Source organism: Pontiella desulfatans (assembly GCF_900890425.1).
In the GTDB taxonomy this organism is placed as follows: Bacteria; Verrucomicrobiota; Kiritimatiellia; order Kiritimatiellales; family Pontiellaceae; genus Pontiella; species Pontiella desulfatans.
This window is the reverse complement of record NZ_CAAHFG010000003.1, coordinates 852,566-866,073: the sequence shown is the minus strand read 5'-3', so window position 1 is coordinate 866,073 and position 13,508 is coordinate 852,566. Positions and strand designations below refer to the sequence as shown.

General features: G+C 53.4%; 10 protein-coding genes. 1 reads left to right on the top strand and 9 read right to left on the bottom strand.

The window, feature by feature from the left end:
- Positions 1-468 (bottom strand): sulfatase/phosphatase domain-containing protein, encoded by a 468-nt coding sequence (locus tag E9954_RS24330; RefSeq protein ID WP_222847299.1) that lies wholly within the window; start codon positions 466-468, stop codon positions 1-3.
- A gap of 65 nt (positions 469-533) precedes the next feature.
- Here E9954_RS24330 and E9954_RS24325 point away from each other — a divergent pair, with 65 nt between their 5' ends.
- Complete coding sequence (locus E9954_RS24325) at positions 534-1,775, top strand: IS4 family transposase (RefSeq protein WP_136081874.1); 1,242 nt, start codon at positions 534-536, stop codon at positions 1,773-1,775.
- Positions 1,776-1,886: 111 nt separating this feature from the next.
- Here E9954_RS24325 and E9954_RS24320 read toward each other — a convergent pair whose 3' ends face one another.
- The 8 genes from E9954_RS24320 to E9954_RS24285 form a co-directional block, all read right to left on the bottom strand.
- Positions 1,887-2,924 (bottom strand): sulfatase family protein, encoded by a 1,038-nt coding sequence (locus tag E9954_RS24320; RefSeq protein WP_136081873.1) that lies wholly within the window; start codon positions 2,922-2,924, stop codon positions 1,887-1,889.
- Entirely contained in the window at positions 2,924-6,145 is a 3,222-nt protein-coding gene (locus E9954_RS24315) for a glycoside hydrolase family 2 TIM barrel-domain containing protein (RefSeq protein ID WP_136081872.1), read from the bottom strand. The genes E9954_RS24320 and E9954_RS24315 overlap by 1 nt, the downstream gene beginning before the upstream one ends.
- Positions 6,145-7,653, bottom strand: a complete 1,509-nt coding sequence (locus tag E9954_RS24310; RefSeq protein WP_136081871.1) for a sulfatase family protein — start codon at positions 7,651-7,653, stop codon at positions 6,145-6,147. The genes E9954_RS24315 and E9954_RS24310 overlap by 1 nt, the downstream gene beginning before the upstream one ends.
- 27 nt (positions 7,654-7,680) lie before the next feature.
- Entirely contained in the window at positions 7,681-9,576 is a 1,896-nt protein-coding gene (locus E9954_RS24305) for a sodium:solute symporter family protein (RefSeq protein WP_222847298.1), read from the bottom strand.
- 1 nt (position 9,577) lies between these two features.
- Complete coding sequence (locus E9954_RS24300) at positions 9,578-10,222, bottom strand: carbohydrate-binding family 9-like protein (RefSeq protein WP_136081870.1); 645 nt, start codon at positions 10,220-10,222, stop codon at positions 9,578-9,580.
- A gap of 53 nt (positions 10,223-10,275) precedes the next feature.
- Positions 10,276-11,646 (bottom strand): beta-N-acetylhexosaminidase, encoded by a 1,371-nt coding sequence (locus E9954_RS24295; protein WP_168442569.1) that lies wholly within the window; start codon positions 11,644-11,646, stop codon positions 10,276-10,278.
- Positions 11,647-11,790: 144 nt separating this feature from the next.
- A complete protein-coding gene (locus tag E9954_RS24290; protein WP_136081868.1) occupies positions 11,791-12,663 on the bottom strand; it encodes a hypothetical protein in 873 nt (290 codons plus the stop codon).
- Positions 12,664-12,684: 21 nt separating this feature from the next.
- Positions 12,685-13,476: a PEP-CTERM sorting domain-containing protein gene (locus tag E9954_RS24285; protein WP_168442568.1), complete on the bottom strand. Its 792-nt coding sequence runs from the start codon at positions 13,474-13,476 to the stop codon at positions 12,685-12,687.
- Positions 13,477-13,508 lie beyond the last annotated feature (32 nt).

The following is a 13,508-nucleotide window of genomic DNA, read 5'->3' as shown; positions in this document are numbered from 1 at the left end:
TCAGAGTTTCTTTCCTTTGTTCTTCTTGGCGCCATGCGTCGAAAAGGGATGCGGCACCTTGGCATCAGGCGCACGGAATACCCACGGTTCCCACTTGGTAACGGCATCCTGCCACTCCGCCTCGCTCCGCGTCGGATAATCAGCTGGCCTCCCCCCGCTACGAAAAGCGTCTGTCACGCCCTCATCCTTTATCGACGCCCGCCAGCGGTTCAGCTCATCCAGCAACTCTTCTTTTACGGTTGCATAAGCCGGTTGATCAGCCAGGTTACTGATTTCATGCGGATCAGCCTGCAGATCGAAAAGTTCGAATTCCGGTTTATTCGGTGCAAAGAAAGCCGCCTGTGCCGGATTCAGTTTACCCTGCATATGCAACACATTCATCTCCGCCAGCATCGGATACATCTTTTCCTTATATTCATTCAGCTGCAGATAGGCCCGCTCCGGCATCAGGTTATGAATCAACTTCATTGTCATCCCATAGATATTGAAAAAAAAGGCTGGCATGTGCCGTTGAAATCCTCCACTCGGAGGGTATGAAAAAACAACATAAACACAAGCCAGCCGGACATAGGTATACAACCTTGAAACAATTGTGCAATCTGATTCCCGGACACATGGTGTCGAGCCTTGCGCAGAAGCATGGCGTGGACATTCAAAGCCGGACGTACACGCCGTGGAGCCATGTGGTTTCTTTGCTGTACGCCCACTTCTCCCATGCACTCGGACTCAACGATGTGTGCGACGCGCTCCAGATGAACGCGGCGGCGCTCTCTACCATCCGCGGCGCGGTTCCTCCGTCGCGTAACAACCTGAGCCACGCGAACAAGATCCGCAACGCGGACATGGCCGAAGAGCTCTACTGGTGCATGATGAAGCATCTGATGGATACAGTCCCGGGCTTCGCGAAGGGCAAGGTTCGGCGCGGATACCTCCGGCGCTTCAGCAAGACGATCCATGCGCTGGACTCGACCACGATCCAGCTCGTCGCCAACTGCATGGACTGGGCGAAGCATCGCCGCCGCAAGGCTGCGGCCAAGTGCCACCTGCGCCTCGACCTGCAAAGCTTCCTGCCCCGGTGCGCCATCATCGACACGGCGAAGCACCATGACAGCACGATGACCCAAAGCCTGTGCGCCGAGCTCAAACCCGGTGAAATCGCCGTGTTCGACAAGGCCTACAACAAGTTCAAGCTTCTTTTCGAGCTAACAACGCACGGTGTCTGGTGGGTTGGCCGGGCGAAGGACAACATGCAGTACAAGGTGGTGCGCACCCTCGAAACCACCGGGCACAAGCGCATCCTGCGCGACGAGGTCATCGAGATGGTGGTCGAAGCATCGAAGAAAGCCTATCCGTGCGAGTTGCGCCGGGTCGTGGCGCTGGTCGAGATTAACGGCAAGGATGTCGAAATCGCCTTCATCACCAATCACCTGGAGTGGAGCGCGTGGACGGTCGCCGAACTCTACCGTTGCCGCTGGGACATCGAGGTGTTCTTCAAGGAGATCAAGCAGACGCTCCAACTCTCCGACTTCCTGGGCTACAGCGCCAACGCCGTGCGCTGGCAGATCTGGATGGGGCTGCTGGTCCACCTGCTGATGCGCTGCCTCGCGTTCATGCACGGATGGGAGCACAGCTTCAAGCGGCAGTTCACTGTTGTGCGCGCGGTGCTTTGGCGCCGGTGGAACCTGCCCGCCTTGCTGGATTCCTATGGGACAGCCAAACCGCCCGGCCGCATACGGGGTGCGCCGGAACAGGCGTATCTGCCGGGGTTTGTCTAAGAGCTGTGGGACAGCCATATGCACAAAGCGCGGAACCATGGTTAACCTTCAACAAAAAATCGGAATTGACTAAATGAATCGGACATCAGAAACCTTAACAAAAACGGGGTTTTACTCTCCGTCAGCACCACCTATGGGATGAATGTGAATCAACTTATAGTCTTTAGAACGAATCATGCGCATCGCATCGTGGGTATCATCCATCTTGTCGCGTGCGGCAAAAACATATTTTCGTTTAACCGGATCCGGTCCTAGCAAGTCCTTTCCGTGCAGGGGTGTCTCGGTCGTCGCTCCGGTTGCCTGCAGGATGGTGGCGGAAATATCAATCGTCTGAATTAAACCGCGGTTTATCTGTCCCGGCTCAATCCCCCCCGGCCAGCGCATAATCACCGGTACCTGCAATCCCGGATCATACATAAACTGCTTTCCTCGAATGTGGCAGCGGCCGTTGTCTCCAATCACGATCACCAGTGTATTTTCCGACAGGCCTTCCTTCTCCAGTTGGTTAAGAATCGCTCCGATCTCCCGGTCGCACAGCTGCATCTGCTCCAGGCCGTTCGCCCAGTCCCGCCGGGCCAGCGGCGTATCGGCATAATAAGGCGGCAGTTCGATCTCCGCCGGATCAATCGGACGCTGCGGATCGCGCTGCCAGGTACGATGGGTCCCGGCCAGTGTGATCTGCGCAAAGAACGGCTGATCCTTCGCGCGGCCGCCCCAACCCTTCGTGGAGTCAAAGCCCAGCGGCGTTTTGAAATTACAGTCGGTTTTCCGTCCTTTAAACAGACAGGTATAATAACCCGCCTCTTTTAAACGAACCGGAAGCGGTTTGATTCCTTCCGGCAGCGGACGCTGCATTTTCCGCGCTGTCCGATGCTGGTTCGCCCCGATATAATTCTGATGAAAACCGGTCATCATGGCCGAACGTGAGGTAGAACAGACCGGCGCCGTACAGAAGGCATTTTCGTAACGAACCCCCTCGGCCGCCAGTTGATCACAGACCGGTGTTTCAATCCCTTTGGTTCCATAACAGGAAAGATCCGGACACCAGTCCTCCAGCATAATCCAGACAATGTTGGGGGCGCCGGCCTGTACCGCGCCGGCGACCAGCAGGGCAGCTGCAGCGAATATGAAAAAAGCGCGCTTGTTCATTATTGATTCTTCTTCTTTTTGTTCCGGCCTTTCTGCCGGCTGTCGCGGGGTTTTATTTCCGGAAGCAGAGAGGCATCGGGAACAACCGTATCCATAGCCGGCGGGGAATGAGCTGATCGACGGGCCAGGGTCTCATGCACCCCTCCTGCCAGCGGCAGCATGCGGAATGTATAGCGGCAGGTTTTGTCGCGCAGCCTGTAATGCTGCATAGGGGGGGTTCTCCAGGAGTCTATTCCGCCCACCCCGCTTTGGACCGCATCGATATTCAGGAATATACCGTCGGAACGCTCCATCTGGAAGCTGTACTTTGAGTCGCGCATCGTCTGCTGACTGTAATGCCGCGCGCCGATACTCAGCGGATCACCCTGTGCGGAAATCAGCAGCCCCTTACCTTCCGTATCCGTGAAGGCCGCCCAGCGTACCTCTGTTTTATTTCCGTTTTCCTGCGGGCGGGAATAATCCGTCCACTCATCATCAACCGTGCTGCTGTAAATTCCGACCGGCTCGAAATTGCGGTCGGCATAGGTTTCTCCGCCCCGTCCTAACCAGCTCATATGCTCAAACGCTGCGGGCAATTGCCATTCCATACCGATCCGCAATGGCGGTCCTAGAAATTCCGGTGTATTTTCAAAATAATACGCAACATCAACGACGATTTCGCCGTTGCCGTAGACGCTATAAACCGCGGCAAAACCGGCACGGACTTCCGGCAACAGTTTGCGTACCGTAACGCGCGCACCATTGCCAAGCGCATTCACTTTAACCGACTCAACCGTCGCTTTAGTACCCGCCTGATCCCAGCGCGGATTATGGGGCGGCTTCTGACGGCGTTCGTTATCGTTCTGTGCGCGCGACAGCTCAACGTTTCCACCCGCCAGGAGCAGCTCTTTGCCGTTCGATTTGAACGAGCTCAGAACGCCCGTTTTTTTATCGAAAACCACCACAAAGTCATCGCCCTTCAACACGACGGCAGAAGCGGTATCAGAAACCTTAATTTTTCCAGAAGATTCGGAATAAACGGCTGGTTTTCCGATCGGCAGCCTGAACTGGTCCCAGGCCAGCAGATGCCCCTCCTCCACCAAAGGATGAAAGCGCTCTAACGCCCTGAATTCAAAGGTCAGGAAATACTCTTTTCCGGGCACCGGATGGATCTTCGGCAGATCAAGCGTTACCGTTTTTTCTTCGTGGGGCAGAATATCCAGATTCGCAATATCGCCGGAAGCAATCTGCTTTCCGTCGGCTTCGATTGTCCAGCTTCCGGTCAACAGATCCGACGCGGATGAAAAATCGAACCAGTTTTTAAGTTTCACTTTTCCGGCTTTCAGATCGACCGGAGTTACGTGCAGATTACGTTGCTGATATTTCATAGCGAACAGTCCCGGGTGCGGCGTCTGGTCGGCGGCAAGCAGTCCGTTCATACAGAAGTTTCCGTCATGCCGGACCCCGGCCTGCTCTTCCCACCAGCCGCCGTAGGCAAAAAAGGTGTCACGAACAGGTCCTATACCAATATTCCCTTCATACGCAGCGGGAACCGGAACGCGCAGGCCCTGATCCATCCAGTCCCAGACAAAACCGCCCTGAGCCGGATTATCTTCGTAAAACAGATCCCAGTATTCTTTTGCACCGCCGTTGGAGTTGCCCATGGCATGCTGATACTCACAGAGAATATACGGCCGCTCACCATTGCCCTCGGCATATTTCCTCACTTTTTCCGGCGCGGCATACATGGAATTGACGATATCGGCATTGGGTCCCATGAGCGTGCGTTCATAATGAACGGGGCGGGTTGGATCGTTTTCCTTGATCCATTGATAACAGGTGGCCATGTTATCGCCATCCCCGGCCTCATTCCCCATCGACCAGGTAATGACAGCCGCGTGGTTTTTATCACGCTCCACCATACGTACGACGCGGTCGAGATAAGCCGTTTCCCATTCGGGTTGCTTGGCCAGCGAAGCGGCCTTATACCCCATGCCGTGACTCTCCAAATTGGCTTCGTCCCAGAGCATAATGCCGTACTCGTCACAGAGATCGTACCACATCGGCAGGTTCGGATAGTGTGCGGTGCGAACGGCGTTAAAGTTGTTTTCCTTGAGCAGCTGGATATCGCGGATCATGGATTCGCGATCCATCACGTGTCCGGTATCGGCATGATGCTCATGGCGGTTGGCGCCTTTGATCAGAATCGGAATACCGTTCAGGCAGAAGCGGTTCTTTATAATTTCCACTTCACGGAATCCAACCCGCTGCGGGATCACTTCAACCGTTTTTCCTGAAGGGTCCTTCAGCATCAGAAGCAGGGTATACAGGTTCGGGGTTTCAGCCGTCCATTTGGCGGGCATGTTTACCGGGAGCTGCAAATTAATCGCAGGCGCGGCCGCCATACGGGTGCTTGCAACCAGTTCTCCCCGGTCGTCCACCAGTGCCGCGTCAACCGATCCGGACGGATTTTGAAGCTCCGCATGCACGTTCAGCACGGCATCCCGATAGTCATCATCCAGATCCGTGACCACCTTAAAGTCACGGATGTGAGATTCAGCTGTACTCCAAAGATAAACATCGCGATAGATTCCGGAGAGACGCCAGAAATCCATCCCCTCCAGATACGAGCCGTCACTCCAGCGATAGACCTCAACAGCCAGCACGTTTTTTCCGGGCTTCAGATATTTCGTGATATTGAATTCCGCCGGGGTACGGCTGCCTTGGGAGTAGCCCACCTTTTCGCCATTGATCCACAGATAAAAAGCGGACTGCACCCCCTCGAAAACAATATAGGTTTCGCGGTTTTTCCAATCACTGGAAACTTCGAACTCGCGGCGGTAGGAGCCGACAGGATTCCACTGCGTCGGCGCATTCGGCGGATCTTTCTTAAACGGATACGGAACATTGGTATACCAGCGCAGTCCGTGCCCCTCCATTTCCCAGTTTGCCGGGACCGGAATGGCATCCCAGCTGCTGACATCATAAGAAGGTTTGAAAAAATCCTCAGGACGATCCGCCGGTTTCTTCACCCAGTTAAATTTCCATTCGCCGTTCAGCGACTGGAACCATGGAGAAGCCGTTCGGTCGTATTCTAAGGCGGACGCCGCATCCGGATACGCCATCATCGTGGCGCGTGGTGCTTCCCGGTTAACCTGAAGCACATTCAGATCATTCCATTCAACAGCATAGGCTCCCGCTGAAACTGTTAGACAGCCGGCAATAATGAAAATTTTTGACATCAGTTCGCCTTTTTCTTTTCACGCCCTTGTGCCGGAGGTTCATCCGGCACGGCATAATGTTCTTTCAGATGTTTCAGCTCTGCCTTGAGTTTTTTAATCTGCGCGGCGTATTCGGAACTGGCATAAACATTGTTCATTTCTGCCGGGTCCTGCTCCAGGTCATAGAACTCCCACTCCTCCCCGTCCGGCACATCTTTTCCATAAAAGCGAATCAGTTTGAACCGCTTACCGGCCACCCCCTCGTGGCGGCGCACACTGTGTGCTCCGGGATACTCGTAATAATGATAATAGAGTGATGTGCGCCAGTCCTCGGGGGCATCCCCCTTCAGCAGTGGAACAATGCTTTCCCCCTGCATATCCTCCGGCGCATCGATGCCGGCGAGATCCAGGAACGTTTCAGCAAAGTCGATATTCTGCACTAGATCTGTATTCACCGAGCCCGGCTTGACGACGCCCGGCCAGCGCACCACCAGCGGTGTCCGGAAGGATTCCTCGTACATAAACCGTTTATCGAACCAGCCGTGTTCTCCCATATAAAAGCCCTGGTCGGAGGAGTACATGACAACGGTATTCTTATCGAGTCCAGTTTCTTCGAGATACTCCAGCAACCGTCCGACCGTTTCATCCACACCCCAGGTGCAGCGCATGAAATCTTTCATGTAGAGTTGATATTTCCAGCGCACCAGATCCCTGCCTTCGGGTTTATTGGTGGCATACCACTCGTTGCGCGCATAGAACTGACTACCCGGCTTGGCAAACCGCCCGCCCACCTTGAGATCTTTTTCCATACGCATGGTGGTTTCAATGCTCATGTCCTGCCCGTGGGCGGCGGCTCCGCGGGTGGCATAATCGTCAAACAGGTTATCCGGTTCAGGAATCTCAATATCGGCATATTTCACCATGTGACGTTCTGCAGGGGTCCAGTTACGATGCGGCGCCTTCTGATGCATCATCAGCATGAAGGGTTTGTCCGGATCACGCCGGGTCTTCAGCCATTCAAGCGCCTTGTCGGCCGTGATATCGGTGACGTGTCCTTCGTAGGAGGTCTTGCCTTCTTCCGTAATGAAGTCGGGATTATTATATTTTCCCTGACCGGGCAATACCTCCCAGTAATCAAACCCCTGCATGTTTCCGTTCAGGTGAATCTTACCGACCATCACCGTCTGATAACCATGCTGTTGCAGAATCTTCTGAAACTGCTGCTGATCGTGATCGAATTTTCCCCGGTTGTCATATTTCCCATTCATATGACTGTGCTTACCGGTCAGTAGCGTGGCCCGGCTGGGGCCGCAGATGGAATTACCCACATAGCAACGATCGAAACGCATACCTTCGCGCGCAACCCGATCAATATTCGGCGAGGGGTTTAACGACTGCAACCGCCCACCATATGCACCGATTGTTTGATAGGAATGGTCATCCGAAAAAATCCAGACGATATTAGGGCGTGACGAAGCCTGAACATATCCCGACAACAGCACAATGACAGCTAATGTTTTTTTAATCATGAGATTTCCTTAGAGCCGATGAACAGTTCATACGTTGTTCGATTTCGATTCATGCGTATGGAGTCGACCCCATACTGAAAACAGGAAGATCGCCGAACCGGCAGCCACTGCACCTAATATAATGCCGCGAACCGTCGCTCCATAGATGAAACTTCCGATACAGAACAGGGAGCAGTAGACAAATGCACAGCCGATAAATACACAGAGAATTTCAAGCGGCACTTCCCAGGCCTTGCCATGCTCTTCGCCGTCGATCATGTCTCCCTCGGAAACCGCCTTATCAATCAGCTTTTTCCAACCGGGTCCGCCGGGTTGGCACTTACGGTAAAACGTGCGTAATGTATCCTCAGATTCCGGCGGCGTCACCAGTGTACCGACGATCCAGGCGATGGTGGTGCCAAGCACCGCAATCAGGAATTTCACACTGCCGCCGGCCAGCAGAAAATCACCGAACTGAATATCCAGCAGTGCCTCGCGCTCGCCGTTAAAGGCAAAGGTCAATACGACCGCCACCACGGTCGTGAAGACCATCGCAAAAATTTCACTGTAGGCATTAATACGCCACCAGAACCAGCGCAACAGATAAATCGCTCCCGAACCGGCACCGGACAACAGCAGCAGGTTGAACGCCTGTGTGGCATCGGTCAGCGCAAGCGATAAAGCCCCTGCCAGGATCATCAGCGCAACGGTGCAGATGCGGCCCATACGCACCATCTCTTTTTCTGTCGCTTCTTTATTTACGAAACGTTTATAGAAATCATTCACGGCATAGGACGAACCCCAGTTCAGGTGCGTACCGATGGTCGACATGTAGGCCGCAATAATTGATGCAATCACAAGACCGAGGAAGCCCGGACTAAGCTTGGAGATCATCGCCGGATAGGCAATATCATGGCCGATGATGCTTTCATCGACGTGCCCGAAGGTGCTGGAAATATCGGCCACCTCGGGATAGACCACCAGCGATGCAAGCGCTACGATGATCCACGGCCAGGGGCGCAGGGCATAGTGCGCGAAGTTGAAGAAGAGCGTTGCCCCCACCGCATTCTTTTCATCCTTGGCTGAAAGCATACGCTGGGCAATATAGCCCCCGCCACCGGGCTCGGCACCGGGATACCACGCCGCCCACCACTGCACTGCCAGGGGCATCAGCAGCATCGGCACCCACAGATTGGGATCGTTGAAGTCCGGAAAAATATTCAGTTTATCCGCAACGTTGGCATGTTCCAGCAGTCCGGCAAGACCAAAACCTTCGGCTGCACCTGTTGCGGCAATTCCAGCCTCCTTGACGGAGTGGATCGCCGCCCAGACCGCCCCGAACATCGCGATGGAATACTGGAAAAAGTCGGCCCAGATGCAGCCTTTGATGCCGCCTAGCGTAGCATAAATGACAACGCCAACCGAACCGAACACCACACACTGCCATTTCGGAATACCAAACAGGAGCTGGCCGTATTTGATAATGGCCAGCGTTACGGTCGCCATGATCAGCACATTAAAAAAGACCCCCAGATAAACCGCCCGGAAGCCGCGCAGAAAAGAGGCTGGTTTTCCGCCATAGCGCAACTCGTAGAATTCCAGGTCCGTCATCACTCCGGAACGGCGCCAAAGCTTGGCATAGATAAACACCGTCACCATACCGGTAATAAGAAAGGCCCACCAGAACCAGTTTTTTGCAACGCCCCCTTCGCGGACGAGTCCGCAAACGAGATTCGGTGTGTCGGCAGAAAAAGTGCAGGCCACCATCGACACCCCCAGCAACCACCAGGGCATGCCACGGCCTCCGAGGAAAAAATCGGCAGAGCTCTTGCCCGCCTGTCGCGATTGCCATACACCGATTCCAATCACGATCACAAAAAACACACCGATGATTGACCAGTCCAGCGTGGTCATTGGCACCCCTACCCGTTCAACAACATCCATCCTATTCTCCTTCCCCCAGCACCAGCAGCGCATATTCCGCCGTCAGGTGATAATTCGTTTTTGAGACTCGCGGCCACATACTCAGCTCCGGGTCCATCCGTTTATCATTGTTATAATTATAGCGTCCGCACAAAACTGTCCACTCGGTGCCCGCAGTCCATTCTGCACCGAATGTTGTCAGTTCACGGGCCGGCACCAACATTTCCGCACTCCATCCGCTGTCCGTAATTTCCGCAGCGACTTCCAATCCATGGAAGCTGTGATCCCGCAGAAAATTTTCCACCGTCATGCCCTCGCGCTCACGAGGAAAGAAAAGGGTGGATTTATTGCCGAAGGGTGTGGCGTACATTTCCCAATAATAGTCGTCGCTCGGCGGTTTTACAAAGAGTTCGAATACATCGCCCGTCTCAAAATGCAGTTGTTCGTTGCGCCGATCCGAAGCAACCACAAAAGAATCCTCCAACGCAGCACGAACAAACAAACCGCAGGCATTCCAAGCGAACCGTACTTCCGCCGTTTCACGCGGCACCCCGCTGACATCGGCACTATACCCCAAGCCCTGCGCAGAGACGCATCCCCAAAACGAGTGATCCGGAACGCCATTGACGTACGGGATTACGATATGATTTGGACTCTCTTTCTTCATTTCCTTCTTTATACAGGGCTTTCAGGTGTAAACTCGCGTTTTACGAGATGAAATTAATATTCCTCGTCCCAGTCTCCATGAACCCCCATGGCTTCCAGCAAGGGACGCTTCGCATATACCCCTGCCTTGAACTCCGCATAGGGTAAACGCTCCGCCGTCGACCACATCTGTTCCGCCATGGCAAAAATCCGGGGGTAGAGGCGTCGGTCCAGCCATTCTTCCGTCAGACCATGGTCGGTCCAGAGGCAGCAACCCATACCCAGCAACACCTCACGTTGCTTATCCGTCGGATTCTGAATATCGGAAGGGTTCTTTTCATAGCAGGTACGGAAATCAAAGGTCCGGCTTTTGTTGTACTGCCTCCATTTATGCTTCTGCGGAAAATTGAGGTAGGTGTAGTAGTTGGAGTTGGCAATCACGGGAAGCCCGCGCCGGATTCCTTCCTTCAACGCCTTATCCTTTCCCTTTCGATAGTTCCACCAGTGCACCACAATATTCTTTTCCAGTTCCTGTCCCGGCAGCGTAACCACATCGCCCCAGCAGATAGCCTTCCGACCTTTAGAAGCCAGGTGACGGGCCAAGCGGTTGGTCAGTTCGATCTGCAGCTCATGCTCATCCTTAAGGCCAAGCTCCCTGATGCGCGCCTGGCAGTGCGTGCACTTTTTCCACTCCGACTTCGGGGCTTCATCGCCGCCGATATGAATATATTCAGAGGGAAACAGCGCGCAGACTTCATCGAGAACATCACAGAGAAAGTCCACCGTTGTTTCACGCCCGCCGCAATACAGATATGGACTGAAACCTTTTTTCACGGGTTTTGGAGATTCCCCGCTACAGGTCAGTTCGGGATAGGCCTTCAATGCGGCTTCCGAATGACCGGGCACATCAATCTCCGGAACAATGGTAATCTGCCGTTCGGCGGCATAGGCGACAATTTCACGAATTTCCTCCTGCGTATAAAACCCCTGCTGTTCCGGTCCATCGGCCACGAACCCTCCGACCTCGCCCAGTTTTGGATACTTTTTAATTTCAATGCGCCAGCCGTCGTTTTCCGTCAGATGCCAATGAAAAACGTTCATTTTCAGCATGGCCATCCGGTCGAGCAATCCTTTAATCGTTTCCACCTTCTGGTATTGCCGGCCGGAATCGATCATGAAGCTCCGCCAGGCATACTTCGGCTTGTCGATAATTTTGACACAAGGAATAGTTCCGTTTTCCGATTGATCCACCAGTTGCCGCAGCGTTACCCGGGCATAATATTTACCAGCATCGTTTTCCGCACGAATCGTAATCCCCTGCATTTTAACCTCGAGTTCGTACCCTTCCCTGCCGAGCGGTTCCGTCGCCTCTTCATATACAATATCATGAGCACCTTCCACCGCGAGCCCGCCGGAACCGGATTCTATACGGGACGGCGTAGGCATAATATTTACTGCGTCAGCCGTCAGGCACGCCAGAGTCGTTGAGAGTAAAAAAATATTTAAAATGTTCATTTTATGATCCCTGCTGTTGTACAGAAGGCTGAAGTTTCTTCAGTGATTTAATTACGTGACACAGTCATTCCCCGGTCAGCTGAGAATCAGCCCCAGCGGTTCGGCGGAAAGTTCGGGCTCGTGCAGGTTGGCTTCAGGACGGTTCCGCTTTCTCTTTCTTACGGGAGAAACCGGTTCTTCGACGGGTTCTTCGGGCAGTTCGATCACTGCCGGCTCATCGCCTGCAGTAATAATTTCCAGGATCTGAGGGCCATTGTTTTCACCCTTGATCCGCAGTATTTTTCCATTTACGACCTTACCTGCTAACTCCATATTCAAAGCCTCGACATCGAGCCCGCTTTCCGCGACGTTGATTTTACGCCCGTCGATTGAAAACAGATCAGAACCCACCTTTGTAGCAAGTGATTTCCCGGGAAACGGATTCGCGGTTGCAATCAGGCGAAAACCACCCGCCGACGCTTTAATATTAACGTTCTGGTCAGGAAAGTTACAGCCGAGTATGGGGTTCCCGGATGTTAAAGTCAGTGTCCCTCCTGCAAACGTCAGCGCAGACCGCTCCAGCTTTTTCGTCTTGAGCTGAATATGGGTAGCAGACAGGGACGCCGATTCTTTCATCAAAAAAGACATCGACCAGGAATGGGCATTTTCCGCCTTTCCCGTTCCGAAATCCAATGCTCCCTGAACGGCAAGCCTGCTGTCACCCCCTAGAGTCAGATGATTTTCCTGCAGGGATCCGGGTGCCCCGGTCAGATCACCCTCCACAGTCACATTGCCGGAAGTAATTTCCAGACGATCATGAATGGCCGCCGGAATCGCCTGCCCGGATTGCGCCCCCTCACTCAACCACTTGGAGTGGGTCCAGATTCCATCCGAACCATCCCATACAAGGTCGCCTGCATAGGTCGATGCGACCAGCATAACAAAAACGAGCGAGGAACAGAGTTTCATGAAACACATACGTTGAAGGCGCTAACCGGCTGTAAATCGACGGATGACCAGAAATCCACAACCCGCAATCGATATCAATCCAATCACCGCCGGTTCCGGAATCACTTCCAGCGTCTGAGGACCGTCATTTGTTCCTGTAATTTTGAGCCACTTCCCGTTGACAACCTTCGTTACAAGCTCTGCATTTAGAATGGAGATCTCGCTACCATCTGCCACAACGACAATCTTGGTGCCATCAATGGCAAAAAGGTCGGATCCGACTTTAGTGGCGAGTGATTTTCCGACCTGTGGCGTTGCCGTTGCAATTATGGAAAATTCTCCTGCCCCTGCGGTTATATTTACATTCTGATTCGGAAAATCACCGCCCCGTATCGAATTATCGGACGTCAATGTCAACACACCACCACCAAATTCAATATTAGTCCGGGCCAGATTCTTGGTTTTTAATTGTAAATATGAAGCCGAGACCAAAGCACCATCTTCCATGCGGAATCCAAGGGTCTGCGTATTATTATTTCCCGAACCAAAATCGATGATCCCGCCTACTGTTAACTGCGCGCTATTACTGATATGCAAAGATTGATCAGCAACGGAGCCACCCGTCGCGGCAATTAGATTCCCTGAAACGGAGACACTGCCATTTGTAATACTGATCTGGTCAGAAATCGTAGTCCCTATGCTCTGTTCATTGATTCCATCCACTGCCCAGTTCGCATTCGTCCAGTTTCCAGGTCCACCCTGCCAGGTAACCAGAGCGGCCTCGGAAATCACCCCGGAAGCAATTACAAAACCCAGTATTCTCAGTACTTTCATCAGTTCATTCCTTTTCCTTAAGCCATCACAAA

What these genes read in the sequence shown, in the direction of transcription:
- E9954_RS24310 (WP_136081871.1), bottom strand. Translation starts at nt 7,653, where the DNA reads ATGATTAAAAAAACATTAGCTGTCATTGTGCTGTTGTCGGGATATGTT.
- E9954_RS24285 (WP_168442568.1), bottom strand. Translation starts at nt 13,476, where the DNA reads ATGAAAGTACTGAGAATACTGGGTTTTGTAATTGCTTCCGGGGTGATT.
- E9954_RS24315 (WP_136081872.1), bottom strand. Translation starts at nt 6,145, where the DNA reads ATGTCAAAAATTTTCATTATTGCCGGCTGTCTAACAGTTTCAGCGGGA.
- E9954_RS24320 (WP_136081873.1), bottom strand. Translation starts at nt 2,924, where the DNA reads ATGAACAAGCGCGCTTTTTTCATATTCGCTGCAGCTGCCCTGCTGGTC.
- E9954_RS24290 (WP_136081868.1), bottom strand. Translation starts at nt 12,663, where the DNA reads ATGAAACTCTGTTCCTCGCTCGTTTTTGTTATGCTGGTCGCATCGACC.
- E9954_RS24330 (WP_222847299.1), bottom strand. Translation starts at nt 468, where the DNA reads ATGAAGTTGATTCATAACCTGATGCCGGAGCGGGCCTATCTGCAGCTG.
- E9954_RS24295 (WP_168442569.1), bottom strand. Translation starts at nt 11,646, where the DNA reads ATGCCTACGCCGTCCCGTATAGAATCCGGTTCCGGCGGGCTCGCGGTG.
- E9954_RS24300 (WP_136081870.1), bottom strand. Translation starts at nt 10,222, where the DNA reads ATGAAGAAAGAGAGTCCAAATCATATCGTAATCCCGTACGTCAATGGC.
- E9954_RS24325 (WP_136081874.1), top strand. Translation starts at nt 534, where the DNA reads ATGAAAAAACAACATAAACACAAGCCAGCCGGACATAGGTATACAACC.
- E9954_RS24305 (WP_222847298.1), bottom strand. Translation starts at nt 9,576, where the DNA reads ATGGATGTTGTTGAACGGGTAGGGGTGCCAATGACCACGCTGGACTGG.